At 73.2% G+C, this 15,830-nt stretch carries 13 protein-coding genes; 10 read left to right on the top strand and 3 right to left on the bottom strand.

Annotation, left to right across the window (positions count from 1 at the left end; translation table 11 throughout):
- Positions 1-20: 20 nt before the first annotated feature.
- Positions 21-3,947, bottom strand: coding sequence for a type VII secretion protein EccCa (gene eccCa / locus ACLJPY_RS13020; protein WP_410588440.1), 3,927 nt, complete (start codon positions 3,945-3,947; stop codon positions 21-23).
- A gap of 143 nt (positions 3,948-4,090) precedes the next feature.
- Between eccCa and ACLJPY_RS13025 the strand changes: the two genes are divergently transcribed.
- The 7 genes from ACLJPY_RS13025 to ACLJPY_RS13055 all read left to right on the top strand — a co-directional run bounded on the left by ACLJPY_RS13025 (position 4,091) and on the right by ACLJPY_RS13055 (position 10,897).
- Entirely contained in the window at positions 4,091-4,861 is a 771-nt protein-coding gene (locus tag ACLJPY_RS13025) for a WXG100 family type VII secretion target (RefSeq protein ID WP_410588442.1), read from the top strand.
- Between the two features lie 31 nt (positions 4,862-4,892).
- Entirely contained in the window at positions 4,893-5,951 is a 1,059-nt protein-coding gene (locus ACLJPY_RS13030) for a hypothetical protein (protein ID WP_410588444.1), read from the top strand.
- 3 nt (positions 5,952-5,954) lie between these two features.
- The gene (locus ACLJPY_RS13035; protein WP_410588445.1) at positions 5,955-7,316 is read left to right on the top strand and encodes a WXG100 family type VII secretion target; all 1,362 of its coding nucleotides are present in this window, start codon (positions 5,955-5,957) and stop codon (positions 7,314-7,316) included.
- The gene (locus tag ACLJPY_RS13040; protein WP_410588447.1) at positions 7,316-7,786 is read left to right on the top strand and encodes a hypothetical protein; all 471 of its coding nucleotides are present in this window, start codon (positions 7,316-7,318) and stop codon (positions 7,784-7,786) included. The genes ACLJPY_RS13035 and ACLJPY_RS13040 overlap by 1 nt, the downstream gene beginning before the upstream one ends.
- Positions 7,783-8,103, top strand: coding sequence for a YbaB/EbfC family nucleoid-associated protein (locus ACLJPY_RS13045; protein WP_004558471.1), 321 nt, complete (start codon positions 7,783-7,785; stop codon positions 8,101-8,103). Before ACLJPY_RS13040 ends, ACLJPY_RS13045 begins: the two co-directional genes overlap by 4 nt.
- A 34-nt stretch (positions 8,104-8,137) precedes the next feature.
- Positions 8,138-9,511: a type VII secretion integral membrane protein EccD gene (gene eccD / locus ACLJPY_RS13050; protein ID WP_410588449.1), complete on the top strand. Its 1,374-nt coding sequence runs from the start codon at positions 8,138-8,140 to the stop codon at positions 9,509-9,511.
- 120 nt (positions 9,512-9,631) lie between these two features.
- The gene (locus tag ACLJPY_RS13055; RefSeq protein ID WP_410588451.1) at positions 9,632-10,897 is read left to right on the top strand and encodes a glucuronoxylanase; all 1,266 of its coding nucleotides are present in this window, start codon (positions 9,632-9,634) and stop codon (positions 10,895-10,897) included.
- Between the two features lie 2 nt (positions 10,898-10,899).
- Here the strand turns inward: ACLJPY_RS13055 and ACLJPY_RS13060 are convergent, their stop codons facing one another.
- Complete coding sequence (locus ACLJPY_RS13060) at positions 10,900-11,940, bottom strand: type VII secretion protein EccE (protein WP_410588452.1); 1,041 nt, start codon at positions 11,938-11,940, stop codon at positions 10,900-10,902.
- Between the two features lie 141 nt (positions 11,941-12,081).
- Here ACLJPY_RS13060 and eccB point away from each other — a divergent pair, with 141 nt between their 5' ends.
- Genes eccB through ACLJPY_RS13075 form a run of 3 tightly spaced genes read left to right on the top strand, consistent with a single transcriptional unit; the run spans position 12,082 to position 14,836 of the window.
- Positions 12,082-13,503 (top strand): type VII secretion protein EccB, encoded by a 1,422-nt coding sequence (gene eccB / locus ACLJPY_RS13065; protein ID WP_410588454.1) that lies wholly within the window; start codon positions 12,082-12,084, stop codon positions 13,501-13,503.
- A gap of 11 nt (positions 13,504-13,514) precedes the next feature.
- Positions 13,515-14,210 carry a response regulator gene (locus tag ACLJPY_RS13070; protein ID WP_410588456.1) on the top strand — a complete coding sequence of 232 codons (696 nt, stop codon included), beginning with the start codon at positions 13,515-13,517 and terminating at the stop codon, positions 14,208-14,210.
- Positions 14,207-14,836 (top strand): response regulator, encoded by a 630-nt coding sequence (locus ACLJPY_RS13075; protein ID WP_410568868.1) that lies wholly within the window; start codon positions 14,207-14,209, stop codon positions 14,834-14,836. The genes ACLJPY_RS13070 and ACLJPY_RS13075 overlap by 4 nt, the downstream gene beginning before the upstream one ends.
- Positions 14,837-14,963: 127 nt before the next feature.
- On the opposite strand, the gene ACLJPY_RS13080 is transcribed toward ACLJPY_RS13075, so the two are convergent.
- The gene (locus ACLJPY_RS13080) at positions 14,964-15,758 is read right to left on the bottom strand and encodes a carbon-nitrogen hydrolase family protein (protein ID WP_410588458.1); all 795 of its coding nucleotides are present in this window, start codon (positions 15,756-15,758) and stop codon (positions 14,964-14,966) included.
- Positions 15,759-15,830: the final 72 nt, after the last annotated feature.

Raw genomic sequence — 15,830 nt, forward strand, 5'->3', positions numbered from 1 at the left:
GCCCGAGGCGTGCGGCGGCCCTACGACTCCGCCGGCTTCGTCCACGCCACCTGGACCAGCCCGGTCCCGTGCCGCCGCGACACCAGCGTGCCGCGGCCCGGTGGCTGGAGGGACGGCTTCACGTCCGCCAGCAACGCCCCTTCGTCCTTCGCCCCCGACATGATCAGCCCCGGCGAGCCCAGCTCCCTCAACCGCTGCAACACCGGCTCGAACAACGCCCGGCCCGCACCGCCGGACCCGCGCACGATCACCAGGTGCAGGCCGATGTCGCGGGCCTGCGGCAGGAACTCCAGCAACGGCTGCAACGGGTTGCGGCCCACTGTGGCCACCAGTTCGTAGTCGTCCACCAGGACGAACAGTTCCGGGCCGCGCCACCAGGAGCGGTTGCGCAGCTGCTCCGGCGTCACCGAGGGGCCCGGCAGGCGGTTGCGCATCGCCTGGGCGCACTCCGCGATCAGGTCCGTCAGCTTGCCCTCCGCGCCCGCGTAGCCCAGCAGGTGCGGCTCGGGCACCGCGCCCAGGAGACCGCGGCGGTAGTCCGCCACGATGATCGCCGCCTCCTCCGGCGTGTACGCCGAGGTGATTCCGGACGCGATCGCCCGCAGGAGCGACGACTTGCCCGACTCCACGTCGCCGAACGCCACGAAGTGCGGGTCGGCCGCGAAGTCCAGGTACACCGGGCGCAACGTCGATTCCGCGATGCCCAGCGTGACCTGCCGCGCAGGAGCAGCGGGCAACGACTCCAGCGGCACCTCCGGCGGCAGCAGCCGGACCTGCGGGGCCCGCGGCCCCCGCCACGCCTCCGAGATCCGCCGGACCAGGTCGACGCCGCCCGCGCCGACCGTTTCCGGGCGCTGGTCGGCGTCGATGCGGGGCAGGGCCGCCAGGAAGTGGAGCTTCTCCGCCGTGATGCCGCGGCCCGGGCGGTCGGCGGGGACGTTGGCCGCCACCTTGCGGTCGACCGACGAATCCATCGGGTCGCCCAGGCGCAGCTCGAAGCGCGTGCCGATCGCGTCGCGCAGCTGGGCGCGGACGCCGATCCACTGGTTGAGCGAGACGATCACGTGGATGCCGAAGCCGAGCCCGCGCGCCGCCAGGCCGGTGATCTGCTCCTCCAGCTGCTCGTACTCCTGGCGGATCGTGGTCCAGTTGTCCACGAACAGGAACACGTCGCCGAACTCGCGCTCGTCCGTGCTCTCGGTGAACTCGGCACGGCGGGCGCGGAACGCCGCCATCGACTCGATCCCCTGCGCGGCGAAGAACTCCTCGCGCTGCTCCAGCAACGTCGTCAGCTCGGCGACGACCCGGCGGCAGCGCTGCGCGTCCCGGCGGGTCGCGTACCCGGACACGTGTGGCAGCCCGGCGATCGGCGCCAGCGCGCCGCCGCCCATGTCCAGCACGAACAGCTGCACCTCGGCCGGGGTGTGCGTCAGCGCGAGCACGCCCGCGATGTCCTTCATCAGCGTCGACTTCCCGCTCTGCGGCGCACCGACGATCAGCGCGTGCCCGGCCGCGCCGGAGAAGTCGGCCCACAGCAGGTCGCGGCGCTGCTCGAACGGCTTGTCCACCAGCGCCACCGGGATCGTCAGCTTCCCGTTGCCGCCCCAGCCGAGCGGGCACAGGCCGCGCGCGGCGTCCTCGCCCAGCGGCGGCAGCAGCTGGTCCAGCGTCGGCGGTTCGGCCAGCGGCGGCAGCCAGATCTGGTGCGCGGCCGGGCCGCGGCCCGCCAGCCGCGACAGCATCGCGCCGATGATCGTCTCGCCGGTGCCTTCGGCCGACGGCGCCGGAGAAACCTCGGTCGTCACCGGGATTTCCACCGGGGCCAGGGAAAACGGCAGCACGCCGAGCTCTTGGCCGTCCTCGCGCACGACCGTGCTGCGCGGCGGGAGCTCCCCGGAGACGTAGGCGGCCTTGAGCCGGATCAGCGTTTCGGTGTCGGACTTCAGGTACGCCGACCCCGGCACCGGCGGCAGGTGGTAGGCGTCCGCGACGCCCAGCACGGCCCGGCTTTCCGCGGCCGAGAACGTCCGCAGCCCGATCCGGTACGACAGGTGCGAGTCGAGCCCGCGCAGCCGCCCTTCCTCCAGCCGCTGCGACGCCAGCAGGAGGTGGATGCCCAGCGACCGGCCGAGCCGGCCGATGGCGACGAACAGGTCGATGAACTCCGGCCGCGAGGACAGCAGCTCGCTGAACTCGTCGATGATCACCAGCAGCGACGGCAGCGGGTCCAGCGGCGCGCCGTCCGCGCGGGCCTTCTCGTAGTCCCGCACCGACGCGTAGTTCCCGGCCGCGTGCAGCAGTTCCTGCCGCCGCAGCAGCTCGCCGTTGAGCGCGTCCGCCATCCGGTCGACCAGCGCGAGGTCGTCGGACAGGTTGGTGATCACGGCGCAGGTGTGCGGCAGCCCGGTCATCCCGGCGAAGGTCGCGCCGCCCTTGAAGTCGATGAGCGCCAGGTTCAGCGTCTCCGACGAGTGCATCACGGCCAGCGCGGTCACCAGCGTCCGCAGCAGCTCGCTCTTGCCGGACCCGGTCGCGCCGATGACCAGGCCGTGCGGGCCCATCCCGCCTTCGGCCGACTCCTTGAGGTCCAGCTCGACCGGACGGCCCTCCGGGTTGACGCCCAGCGGGATCCGCAGCCGGTCGCGAGCCGCGCGCGGCGCCCACGTGACGGCGGTGTCGGTGTCGCGCGGGTCGCCGATGCCCAGCAGCCCGGCCAGGCCGAACGTCGCCGACATCGGCTTCTCGCCGACGACCGCGGCCGGGGTGTGCAACGGCGTCAGCATCCGGGCCAGTGCTTCCGCGGCACCGCGGTCGAGGACGTCCGGGCGGCCGAGGAAGCCGAGCCGCTGCTCGCCGCCGTCGCCGACGACCATGCCGAGGGACTCCGGCGCGGTGTGCAGGCTCAGCAGCTTCTCACTAGAAGACGCCCGCGGGTGCTCCTGCCCGACCTCGATCACCGTGACGCCGAGCCGGCCGTCCACGCCGATCAGCCGGGGCTCGCCGTGGGCGTTGCCGCCGTCGACGACGACCACCAGGTGCGGCAGGTCCAGTTCGGCGGCCGCGCGGCGGCTGAACGCGGGCCGCTCGCCGAGGTCGGCGCCCAGCAGCTCGGCGAGCCCGGCCGCGGTGCCGTCGGCCAGCCGCCGCGAACCGACGGCGTCGGCCGCGCCGGCCGCCGTGGCGTGCGGCAGCCACTTCGCCCATTCCCAGTCGTGCTGGCGCTCCGGTGCCACGCAGAGCGCGACCCGCAGGTCCGCGGGGGAGTGGAAGGTGACGAGCTGGCACAGCAGCGCCCGCACCAGGCCGAGCACGTCGGGCCGCCGCCCGGCCACGGTGACCGCGGCGAACGACCGCAGCGACAACGCGACCGGCAGGCCGTCCACCGTCGAGTAGGTGCGGATGAAGTGCTTGAGGCTGGTGGAGGACACCGGGTCCAGGTCCTCCAGCGGCACGGTCTGCGGCGCCTTCAACGGCGTCGCGAGCCGCTGCGGCCCGGTGCCCGCGCGCACCTGCGCGAACTGCGGCTCGCTGCGGCGGCGGTCCCAGAGCTTCCCGGTTTCGACGTAGGCCCACAGGTCCGCCGGGTCCGGCTGGACGGCGATCATCGCCGCGCGCTGGCCGTCGGCGATGTCGCGGACCTGCGCGCGCAGCCCGGACAGGTACCGCTGGTAGTCCCGGCGTTCGTCGTTGATCTGCGCTTTCTTCGCCATCCCGCCGCGGCCCAGCGACATCACGACCATGCCGCCCATCGCGCAGAGGAACAGGGCGCCGAAGACGTAGGTCATCACGCCGCCGTCGCGTCCGATGTAGACGAACGACATCGCGCCCATGCCGAGCATCATCGGCAGGAACATCATCAGCTGCACCATGCCGCCCGACGAGCTCTTCGGGAGCATCGGCGGCGACTGCAGCACGATCTCGGACGGGCGCTCGGGCGTGAGGCTCATGCAGCAATGCTCCAGCGGATCGGGGTGGCTCTGACCGGTATTTTGGCCACTCGCCGCCGCGGCGCGGTGGGTACTTTTGCCGTCCGCCCGCTTCCGGGGCCGAACTTACGCTCGGGCCGAGCACACCCCCCGGAAGGAGACCCATGGCCGGCGAGTACCGGGCTGAGCCCGAGGCGATGCGCTCCGCCGTGGGCAACGTCGGGGGCATCATCGCCCACGGCATCAACGCCGTGGCCGACCTGGAACGGCTCGTCGTCCAGCCGATGTCGTTCGCCTCGTTCGGCAGCGCGGTCGCCGCGGCCAACGCGGCCCTGCACTCCGGCCAGATCACCGCCGTCCGGACGCTGCTGCAGCTGCTGCAGCAGATCAACGGGCTGGTCAAGGCCAGCGCCGACGCCTACCAGGCGGCGGACCAGGACGTGGCTTCCGGCTACGGCGGCGGGCACGCGCCGAGCGGCACCGCGTCGTCGATCTGGGGCAGCTCGCACGCCTCCGAACTCGCCACCCTGGCCATCAACGACAGCGCGGGCGCCCACGGCGAGCCCTCGTCGGTCGGGAACGTGCTGCGCTACCTGGGTGACGCGCAGCTGGGCCGGCTCGGCGACCACCCGATCACCGACACGCGCTTCCACGGCGTCGCCGACTTCAACGACTGGCTCGCCGGCGACGCCGACAACCAGGCGCGGGTCGGGCTGATCGAGGTCTACGCGGGCACCGCGCGCACCTTCTCCGACGTGCCGGGCGGCGTGCACAGCGGGGACGTCGTGGTCGTGGAGCCGCTGCTGTTCTCCGACCGCCAGCCGGTCATCGGCGTCGCCGGCGACGGCGGGCGCCTCTACAACCACGGGCTGCTCGACGCCCGCACCGGCGGGCTGGCGAGGGTCAGCGTCTACCGGCCCGCTTCCGTCGTCTGATCGTCCGCCCCCGAACTCCCTGTGAGGACCGATGCTGACTTTCCCGAACTCCAGCGCGATGGACGCGACCGCGTCTTCGGGTGGGCCGATCACCGTCCTGCCGCAGATCGTCACCGGACAGCCGGAGCAGATCGCGAAGCACGTGACCGACCTCGTCCGCAAGGCCGAGCAGTTCCTGAGCATGTACAACGAGCTGACCAAGGCCGCCGACCAGCTGGGCAAGATCTGGTCGGGGGCGGCGAGCGAGTCGGCGCTGAAGAAGATCAGCGACTCCCTCGGCCAGCTCACGAAGATCATCGACGTCGTGCAGAAGGGCGCCGAGCTCCTCGGCGTCTCCGGCACGCTGATCAAAACCGCGCAGGAGGCCTACCGCGCGGTGGTTTCCGCGGTGAACCCCACGGTCGCCGCGCTGATGTCGAACTGGTGGACCTACGGGGCCGCGGTCGCTTTGTCGACCGCGACGAGCGCGTCGCTGCGGGCGTTCATCACGTCGATCGGCGCGCTGCTCAAGGCGCTCGGCGCGGTGGACCTCGCCCAGCAGGTCACCACCCTCGCGCAGGTCATCGGCGAGATCGAGAAGCTCTTCCACCACTCCTCCGGCAGCTCGGGCGCGACACCACAGTCGTCGATCGGGAGCACCCCGGTCACCGCCCCGCAGACCCCGCCGCCGGTGGCGAGCCCGTCGGGGCAGCAGGCGGTGGCGGGCGGGAGCGGCGGGGGGATCCCGCAGCAGCCTTCGTTCACCGACTACACCCCGCCCGCGCTCGCCACCGGCGGCGGTTCCAGCACCGGGCCGGCGGTGGCCGGCAACGGCACCCCGTTGAACCCGGCGAACAGCTGGATCGCCGTGGACCCGGCGCAGCACGGCGCGACCGTGCCGACGCAGCCGGCGCCGGTCACCCAGCCGGCCCCGGTCACCGCGCCGGCTCCGGTGCACAGCGCCGACGAAGTCGTCATCCACACCAACCTCACCACCGGTGAGTCCACTGTGGAGGCTCCGGGCGGGCAGGACTTCGACCTCGACATCGCGCTGGACTACAACGGGAAGCACTTCAGCCAGCACGTCGGCTACGACGCGGCGGGGAACTAGCCGGTGGCGGGCTCGGGGGTCGTCGACGCGTCCGGGGTGGTCAGCTCGGTGCTGTCCGGGTACCGGCGCGTGCTCGTCGAGTGCCTGCGGTGCGTCACCGGGGATCCCGGCGCGCTGAGCGCCGCCTCGCAGCGGGTCGCGACCCGGGCGTCGGCGGTTTCGAGCCGGGCGCATGAGGTCGAGGAGTCCGCGAAGACCCTGCACGCGGACTGGGACGGCGACGCGTACACGGCGTTCGCGACGGCCGCCGCAGATCTCGGCAAGGAACTCGCCGAAACGGCGGCCAAGCTCGGCGACCAGGCGAACCGGCTCGCCACCGCGGCCCGGCTCGTGCAGTCCGCCGAAGCCGCCGTCCGCTCGGTGCTCGCGCAGTTCGACTCCTACGCCGCCCAGCTGACCGCGCAGGCCCGCGCGGTGAACTCCGCGTCGGTGGGTGCGTTCATCCAGGCCGCGCGGCAGCTCGGGGAGCAGAGCGTCGCCGCGGCCCGCCAGGTCGTCGACGAGTTCTCCGACGCGCTCGCCGAGCTGTTCCCGCCCGAAGGCGTCGGACGGCTGGAGCACGAGCTCGGCAAGTGGGCGCGCGGGCCGCTGCACTGGCTCAACGGCGAGCCGCTGGACGGCCGGAAGCGGCCGCGGACCGTGCCGTCGTGGTTCGGCAACTCGGGCTGGAAGAAGCTCACCTGGGACGGCCTCGAAGGGACGCGCGCGCCGAAGAAGGCGGACACGCCGTTCGGGCAGCCGGAGGCCGAGGGCCTGAAGAACAAGCTCGGGCGCAACACCGAGATCACCTACTACAAGTTCCAGCACGAGCAGGACGGCTTTTCCCCGGAGTACGACGGGAAGATCACGTCGAAGGGCTGGGACGCCGGCGCGTCCGGGCACGCGGAACTCGCGGCGCTGCACGGCGAAGCCGAAGCCAAGAAGGAGTGGGGCGTCGCCGAAGCCCACGCCAAGGGCACGGTGTTCGCCGGCGGCGAGGTGAGCGCGTCCGGCACGATCGGCGCCCACGGCGTCGGCGCGCACGCGAACGCCTTCGTCGGCGGGAAGGTCGAGGGCGAGGTCGCCGCGGACGTCGCCGGCCTCGGCGTCGGCGCGAACGGCACGCTGCAGTACGGGCTCGGCGCGCAGCTGGACGCCCAGGCCGTCTACGACGCCGGGCACGTCAAGGTCAACTTCAAGGCGGGCGCGGCGCTCGGCCTGGGACTGGGCGTCGGTGCGAAGATCGACATCGACCTGCCGAAGCTGGGCCACACGATCGGCGAATACGGCGGCGGGGCGGTCGACGCGGTCGGCCACGCGGCTTCGGACGCGGCCGACGCCGTCGGCGCCGCCTGGCACGACGCCGTTTCCGCCGTGGGGCTGTGATGACCCTTCCCCTCGACTTCGTCATCCCGGACGGCTGGACCGCCGTCGACCCGGGTGATTCCGGCGCGGTGTTCGTCGCCGTGCACGCGGCGGCCCCGGGCGAGTTCGTCCCGAACATCACCGTCAGCGTGCAGCAGCGGCCGGACGGCGCTTCGATCGACGCCATCGCGGCCGAAGCCGTCGAACGGCTTTCCCGGACGCTGGCCGGGCTCGAGGTGCTGAGCCGGCGTGACGTCGGTGACGCGGCCGCTCCCGCCGTCATGCAGCTCCTGCGCCTGCGCACCGGCGAAGGCACCGAGCTGATCCAGACCCAGGTGCACCTGACGGTCCCCGGCGCGGTGCCCGCGGACCGGCTGGTGCTCGAGCTCGCCTGCACGGCCGCGCCCGCGACCGCGCGGCGGCTCTCACCCGGTTTCCAGCGGTTCGTGGCCAGCGTCCACGTCCGCCAGCACGAAGGGAAAGCACAGTGACCGATCCGTACGCGGTGCCGGACATGGACGAGCTGCTCGCGCAGGTGCGCAAGCAGACCGAAGAGGTCCAGCGGATCCAGCGCACGGTCGAGGCGATGGAGGTCAAGGCGCACTCGCGGCAGAACGAGGTCACCGTCACCCTCCGCGGCGACGGCCGCTTCACCTCGATCGACATCGACCCCCGCGCGATCCGCGAGTACGACGCCCGCAACCTCTCGGAGATCGTCCTGGAGGCGGTCAACGCCGGGCTGCAGAAGCTGGCCGAGGCGTCGAGCGCCAAGTTCGCGCCGGTCATCGCGGCCGCGAAAGACGTGTGATGAGCGCCGACGTTCTCTTCCCCGCGGAGGCGGCATGAACACGGCTTCTCTGACGGGGACGACCCGGCGGGTCACGGTGGTCACGCCGAGGGCCCGCGTCGACGTCGCCCTGCCGCAGCAGTCGACGTTCGCCGAGCTGGTGCCGCAGCTGGTCCGGCTGGCCGGGGCGTCGGGCCAGGCGTCGGCCGACCACCCGGGCTGGGTGCTGTCGAGGCTGGGCGGCGCGCCGCTGGCACTGGGCTTGAGCGTTGCGGCGGCCCAGATCCGCGACGGCGAAGTGCTGCACCTGACCCCGCGGGAGCGCCCGCGGGGTCCGCTGCTGTTCGACGACGTCGTCGACTCGATCGCCAGCGTCGCCGACACGTCCGGCGGCTGGAGCCCGTCGGTGGCGCGGCGCTCGGGCCTGGTCGCCGCGGTGGTCCTGCTGCTGGCGGGCGGCCTGCTGGTGCAGGCGGCGGCGTCCGGCAGCGTCCTGGCCCCGATCGGGACCGGGCTGCTGGCCCTGGTGCTCCTGCTCGGCGGCGGCGCGCTGAGCCGTGCGTACGGCGACGCGGAGGCGGGCGCGGCGGGGTCGCTGGCCGGCGTCGGCGTGGCGCTGCTGGCCGGGATGTCGGTGCTGCCCCCGCACCCGCTGTTCTCGCTGTCGGCGGGCCCGCTGGCGGCGGGATTCGCGGCGGTGACGGTGTACGGCGTCCTGGCGGCGGTCTCGGTGGCCGACCGCCTGCCGTGGTTCGTGGCGATCACCGGCGCGGCGGGTCTCGGCGCGCTGACGACCGGTGTGGTCCTGCTGGCCGGTGTCTCCGCGGTGTCGGCCGCCGGGGTGGTCGCGGTGCTGGGCACGGCACTGGCGGCGGTGGCCCCGATGCTGGCGCTGCGCCTGGCCCGCCTGCCGTTGCCGCGGGTGCCGGACGACATGGAGGCGTTCCGCGCGGACGAGCAGCCGTCGCTGGGCACGGAGATGATCGGCCGGACGTCCCACGCGCAGGCGGTCCTGACCGGCCTGCTGGTGGCCTTGGGCCTGGTGGTGCTGGCGGCCTCGGTGGTGCTGTCCTCGGGCGGGCCGTGGGAGGCGGGGCTGGCGGCGTTGCTGGGCCTGGCGTGGATCCTCCGTTCGCGGTCGTACGCGGGCCGCGCGCAGCGGCTGGTGCTGGTCGGGTTCGGCGTCCCGGGACTGGTGTGCGCCGGGGTGTGGCTGGTGGCTTCGGGCCACCGCACGGCGGTGTTCGCGGCCGGGTGCGCGGTGGTCGTGGCGGCGGTGGTGTGCCTGGTGTACGCGACGCGGGTGGCGCGGGGCCTGCGGTCGCCGTACTGGTCACGGCTCCTGGACGTGACGGAGTTCCTCGTGCTGCTGTCGCTGGTCCCGGTGGTGGCGATGATCGCGGGGGTGTACGAAGCCGTCCGCGGCTGAACCGTCTGCGGGCGGTCGATGTTTTCGACTGAACGTTTCATTGACGGTGTCGCGAAGACACTGTTAAGACTGATTTGGGAGCGCTCCCAGGCTGTTGCCCGCCGACTCCTGGGAGATGCGATGTCACCACGTCCGGAACAGTCCGAGAACTCGCCGCTGCTGAAGCGGCGGACCGTCCTGGCGGCCGGCGCCGCACTGCCGGTGCTGGCCGCGGCCGCGACCCCGGCCGCGGCGGCCACCGCGGTGGTCGTCGAGCCGTCGAACGTGCAGCAGACGATCCTGGGTTTCGGCGGGATGAACCACACCGTCTGGATCAGCGACCTCACCGCCGCCCAGCGCGAGACGGCGTTCGGCAACGGCACCGGGCAGCTGGGGTTCACCGTGCTGCGCATCCCCGTGCACGAGGACCGCACCAACTGGAGCCGCGAGGTCGCCACGGCCAAGCGGGCGAGCGACCTCGGGGCCAAGGTGATCGCTTCGCCGTGGAACCCGCCCGCCTCGATGACCGAGAGCTTCTCCGGCGGCAAGCGGCTGAAGTACGGCTCCTACGGCGCCTATGCGCAGCACCTGAACGACTTCACCGCCTTCATGGCGAACAACGGCGTGAACCTGTACGGGATCTCGGTCCAGAACGAGCCGGACTACGCGTCGGCGTGGACGGCGTGGACCCCCGCCGAAATCGTCAAGTTCCTGCGCGAGAACGCCGGTTCGCTCACCACCCGGGTCATCGCGCCCGAGTCGTTCCAGTACCGCAAGGCCATGTCCGACCCCATCCTGAACGACGCCACCGCCCTGGCCAACGTGGACATCATCGGCACACACCTCTACGGCACCTCGTTCGCGGACCTGCCCTACCCGCTCTTCCAGCAGAAGGGCGCCGGCAAGGAACTGTGGATGACCGAGGTCTACTACCCCAACAGCACCGACTCGGCCGACCTCTGGCCGCAGGCGCTCGACGTCGGCGAGCACATGCACCGCGCGCTGGTGGACGGCCGGTTCCAGACCTACGTGTGGTGGTACATCCGCCGTTCGTACGGCCCACTGCGCGAGGACGGCCAGATCAGCAAGCGCGGCGCCTACATGGCGCACTTCGCGAAGTGGGTGCGCCCCGGCTACCAGCGGATCACCGCGACCGCGAACCCGCAGGCGAACGTCTACGTCTCGGCGTTCAAGAGCGGGACCCGGATCGTCATCGTCGCCGTCAACAAGAACACCGCGGCGGCCGACCTCGCGTTCACGCTCCGGGACACCGGGTCCGCGACCGCGCAGACCTGGCTGACGAACCAGAGCGCGAACCTCGCGCGCTCCACCGACGTCACCATCGCGAACGGGGCGTTCAACGCCCAGTTGCCCGCCCGCAGCATCCGGACGTTCGTCGTGAACTGACCTCAGCCGTCCAGGGCGAGCGGGAGTGTCTTCCGCACTCCGGCCCCGTGCCGCCCGTGCAGCGGGACCACGCCGGGCGGCACGGGAACCGGCGCACCCGCCCGCGCCCCGACCCGGATCGTCACTTCCGCCTTCTCCTTGCCGCCGGCCGTCCGCGTCAGCGTGTACGAAGTCGCCGTGAACGCCGCGCCCGGGACGGCCGGATCGAGGACCCGCGAAGACCGCGGGGTGAAGCACGTCTGCACCGAGTCGCCCCACGTCCAGGCCCGCCACCCCTCGGGCGCCCCGGAAGGAGGCCCCTGCACACCCAGCGCCACCCGCAGCTCCTTCGCCAGTTCCCCGGCCTCCAGCACCGTGCTCTGGTACCCCGCCTCGGCCAGAGCGCCCATCAAGCTCAACGCCGCCGACGCCGTGCTCCGCAGCGCTCCCAGGTCACCGCCGCCGCGGGCCAGCGCCGCGATCGGGGCCAGGTCCGGCCGGTAGCGCACGGCCAGCCACCGGACGCGCAGCACCTGGTCGCCGCGCGGGATCGCCCACGTCAGCAGCTGCGCCGACGCCAGCGGGATGTCCGCGCGCGCGTAAGCCGCGCGCAACGCCTCCACCAGCGGCCCGGGCGCTCCCGGACCCGGTGTCAGGCGGATCAGGGCGCTCCACCCGCCGTCGATCTCCGCGACGCCGAAGCGGTTGCCCGCGCGGTCGACGTGCTGGCGCACCTTGACCGGCCCCGCCACCGCCAGCAGCGGGTCCGGGCTGTCGCGGCGCGTGTCGTGGCGGCGCAACCGGAACGCCGTCCACGTCAGCGCCCAGCCGGCCGGGTGGTGCCCGGCGAAGCGCACCGACGTCAGCAGCACCAGCAGCCCGGCGAGCACGCTGACGGCAATGCGCACCGGCTGGGAAACGCCGCCGGCCAGCCACGCGAGCAGCACGGCGATGGCGGCGACCTCCCACAGCGCCGCCTGCAGCGGCCGGATCGGCAGCAGCCACGGCAGCGGTGCGGGCGCGGGCCGGGACGGCGCCGGGCGGACGGCGGTATCGACGGACACGGGCTCCCCTTTCCCCGGCCTCCGACGCTACTGCCTGCCCGGATAGGGCGTGGGCGTAAAAATTACCCTCGCCGCACCCCGGTCGGGTGCCTAGCATCGGGCGCTCGGGAGGTCGACGCACACAGCCGGGGGCACAGCAGCGTGTGGACGCAGCGGGACCAGATCCAGGCGTACCAGTTCCTCCGCCGCAGGCTGGTTTCCGCGCTCGTCGCCGCCGACGCCAACCACCCCGTCTCGCCCAGCCGCCGGCTCGTGCTGGGCACGGTCCTCGGCGTCGTGGCCGCGCTCCTGGTCACCGCCGTGTTCGGCATCATCGGGCTGCTGAACCCCGCCGGCGGCAAGGACTGGCTGGCCGGCGGCAAGGTGATCGTCGAGGAGGGCACCGGCGCGCGGTTCGTGCTCGGCGCCGACGGCGTGCTGCACCCGGTCCTCAACTACGCGTCCGCGCGGCTGCTGGCCGGCGGCACCGGCGACGCGACCGTGTCCGTGTCGCCGGAGAACCTCGGCAAGGCGGGCCGCGGCACCCAGATCGGCATCCCCGGCGCCCCCGACTCGCTGCCGTCGCCCCACGCGCTCGTGGACGTCCCCTGGACGAGCTGCAGCCGGACCACGCAGGACGCGCCCGCGTCGGCCGAGCCGCGCACCGCCGTCCTGCTCGCCGCGCCCGCGTCCGGCGTCGAACTGCCGCGGGACCAGGGCGTGATCGTGCGGCTGCCGCAGGGGGAGCGGTTCCTGCTGGCCGGCGGACGGCGCTACAAGCTGAGCGACGAGGCCGCGACCGCGCTGCAGTTCGACAGCTACCCGACGATCGCGGTGTCCTCGCGGTGGATCGACACCGTCCCGGCCGGGCGCGACCTCACCGCGCTGCCGGTCGGCGGCGCCGGCGACCCGGGACCGGCGGTGGGCGGGCGCGGCACCCGGGTCGGCGAAGTCCTCGCCGTCGTCGACGCCATGGCCGCGCCCGGTGCGGCCACGTCGTACTACCTGGTCCACCGCGAGGGCCTCGAGCCGGTCGGGCAGACGGAGGCGAGCCTGCTGGTGACGACGGCGGCCAACGCCGCCGCCTACGCCGGGCCACCCGCGCCGGTGGAGGTCCGCGCAGCCGACGTCGCCGCCGTCGCGAAGGTCGCCGCGCCGCGCGCCGGCGGGGCCGACCCGGCCGCCTACCCCGACCGCATCCCCGGCAAGGCGCCGATCACCGGCGGTTCCGTCGCGCTGTGCGTTCAGGGCAGCCGGTTGCTCGTTTCGGCCGAATTCCCGCTTCCCGCCGGCGCCAAAGCCATCCAGGTCGCCACCCGGACCGAAGCACGGGTGGCCGACGAGGTTTTCGTCCCTCCGTCCGGAGGTGCTGTCGTCGTCGAGGCCGGTTCGGTCACCGCCTACCTGGTGACCGATACGGGCCGCAAGTACCCGGTGGTGAACGGGCAGGCTTTGGCTTCGCTCGGTTACGGAAGCGTGGCCAGGCCGCCGGTCACCGGTAGTTTGCTGGCATTGGTGCCGACGGGCCCCGCGCTGGACCCGGCCACGGCCGGGCGGCCGGCTCCGTCGGGTGGAACGGGGTGAAAGTCGTGCACATGACACAAGAGCGTCCGACCGAGGGTGAGCTGGACCAGGGGCGGGTCCGGGTCGCGGTCGTCGAAGACCACCCGCTGTACCGCGTCTCCGTGGAACGGGTGCTGGCCGAGGCCGACTTCGTCGAGCTCGGCGCGGTCGTCGATTCGGTCGCCCGGTTCCACGTGCACCGGCAGCCGCCGGGCAGCGTGGTCCTGCTCGACCTGGGCCTGCCGGGCGTCGCCGGGGCGGCGGCCGTGCTGGAGGTGTGCGAGCTCGGGCACCACGTCCTCGTCGTGTCCGCGCAGGCCGAGCCGGAGGTCGTGCTCGGCGCGATCGCCGCGGGGGCGCGCGGGTTCCTGTCGAAGGACGTCGACGCGGACGAGCTGCTGATCGCGATCAAGACGGTCGCCGACGGCGGCGCGTACGTCTCGGCGGTGGTCGCCGGGATGATCATGAAGGACAACGCCGACCGGCCCGCCGTGTCGGCCGAAGCGGAGCTGTCCCCGCGCGAGGAGCAGGTGCTGCGGCTGGTGGCGGCGGGGGAGCGGGACGTCGACATCGCGTTGATCCTCGGCATCGGCGTCCGGACGGTCCGCGGCTACCTCGACCGCATCCGCGACAAGACGGGCGAACGGCGGCGGCCGGGCCTGGTCAAGGAGGCCATCCGCCGCGGCCTGATCGGCGAGGCGGGCCCCCGGCGCGGCGGCCGCAAATGAGCGGGCGCATCGCGGTGGGGGTCATCGAAGACCACCCGCTCTACCGGTACGCGCTGACCCGCGTGCTGACCGAGGCCGCGGACATCGAGCTGGGCGCGGTCGCCGACTCGGTGGCCCGGTTCGCGGTCCAGGACCAGCCGGCGGGCAGCGTCGTCGTGCTCGACCTGAAGCTCCGGGGTGTCCAGGACGCGGCCGCGGTCCTGGAAGTGGGGCAGATGGGGCACAAGGTGCTGGTGGTGTCCGCCCACGCGGAACAGCCGGAGGTCCTCGGCGCGATGCAGGCGGGCGCGAAGGGCTTCCTGTCGAAGGACGTCGACGGCGACGAGCTCCTGCGCGCGATCCGCACGATCGCCGACGACAACGCGTACGTGTCGCCGACGCTGGCCGGGATGATCATCCAGGACAGCGAGGAGCGGCACGCGGGCCCGAAGATCGTGCTGTCGGAGCGCGAGAAGCAGGTGCTGCGCCTGGTGGCGGCGGGCGAGCGGGACGTCGACGTGGCGGAGATCCTGAACATCAGCGTCCGCACGGTCCGCTCGTACCTGGACCGCATCCGCGACAAGACCGGCGAACGCCGCCGCGCGGGCTTCGTCCGCGTCGCCATCCGCGAAGGCCTCCTCCGCTAGCCGGAACTCGCGTGATCAGCGCCGCAACTCGCGTGATTGAAGCCGGAACTCGCGAGTTACGGCTCCGATCACGCGAGTTCCGGCCTCGATCACGCGAGTTCCGGGCCGGATCACGCGAGTTCCGGCTTCAGAGCCGCCGGTTGGCCAGGGCTCCCGTGGCTGCGCGGGCCTGGGCCGAGACCGCCGGGTCCACGTCCACCAGGAGGGTCTCGGGAGCGGGACCCGCCTGAGCGACCACCCGGCCGAAGCCGTCCGCGACCAGCGAGTACCCGATGCCCGTCGGTGCCTTCGGGTTGACCGTGAGGCCGGTCGCCGCGGGGTCGGCCTGGCCGCAGCCCAGCACCCAGCAGCCCGAATCCAGCGCCCGCGCCCGCACCAGGACCTCCCACTGCTCGCGCTTGCCCGCGCCCGCCCCCCATGACGTCGGCAGCAGCACGACGTCGGCGCCGTCGTCCGCCAGCGCCCGGAACAGCTCCGGGAACCGCACGTCGTAGCAGGTCGCGACGCCGTGGACGACGCCGTCCAGCTCGAACGTCGTCGCCGTGGAACCCGGCGCCACCGTGTCGGACTCGGCGAACCCGAACGCGTCGTAGAGGTGGATCTTGTCGTAGCCGCGGTGGTGCCCGCCGCCGGTGATCAGCAGCGTGTTGCGGACGCGCCCGTCGCCGGCCGGGGTGAACATCCCGGCGACGACCACGACGTCGTGCTCGGCGGCCACCGCGGCCACGGCCGACGCCCAGGGTCCGTCGAGCGGCTCGGCGACCGGTTCGAGCGGCCGGCCGAAGCGGGCCATGGTCGCCTCGGGGAACACGACGATCCGCGCGCCGTCCGCCGCCGCGGCCTCCACGCCGGAGCGAACGAGTTTCAGGTTCGCCTCCGGATCGTCGCCCGAGTTGACCTGGCACAACGCGATTCGCGCCACCGCTGCCTCCTGCATGCTGGGATCGGCCGTCACCGGGGAGTATCGCTGAAAAGCGGCTGGGCGTGACCTCGT

It is taken from the genome of Amycolatopsis sp. lyj-23, assembly GCF_046549135.1.
Classification (GTDB): domain Bacteria; phylum Actinomycetota; class Actinomycetes; order Mycobacteriales; family Pseudonocardiaceae; genus Amycolatopsis.

What these genes read in the sequence shown, in the direction of transcription:
- eccCa (WP_410588440.1), bottom strand. Translation starts at nt 3,947, where the DNA reads ATGAGCCTCACGCCCGAGCGCCCGTCCGAGATCGTGCTGCAGTCGCCG.
- ACLJPY_RS13025 (WP_410588442.1), top strand. Translation starts at nt 4,091, where the DNA reads ATGGCCGGCGAGTACCGGGCTGAGCCCGAGGCGATGCGCTCCGCCGTG.
- ACLJPY_RS13030 (WP_410588444.1), top strand. Translation starts at nt 4,893, where the DNA reads ATGCTGACTTTCCCGAACTCCAGCGCGATGGACGCGACCGCGTCTTCG.
- ACLJPY_RS13040 (WP_410588447.1), top strand. Translation starts at nt 7,316, where the DNA reads ATGACCCTTCCCCTCGACTTCGTCATCCCGGACGGCTGGACCGCCGTC.
- eccD (WP_410588449.1), top strand. Translation starts at nt 8,138, where the DNA reads ATGAACACGGCTTCTCTGACGGGGACGACCCGGCGGGTCACGGTGGTC.
- ACLJPY_RS13055 (WP_410588451.1), top strand. Translation starts at nt 9,632, where the DNA reads ATGTCACCACGTCCGGAACAGTCCGAGAACTCGCCGCTGCTGAAGCGG.
- ACLJPY_RS13070 (WP_410588456.1), top strand. Translation starts at nt 13,515, where the DNA reads ATGACACAAGAGCGTCCGACCGAGGGTGAGCTGGACCAGGGGCGGGTC.
- ACLJPY_RS13075 (WP_410568868.1), top strand. Translation starts at nt 14,207, where the DNA reads ATGAGCGGGCGCATCGCGGTGGGGGTCATCGAAGACCACCCGCTCTAC.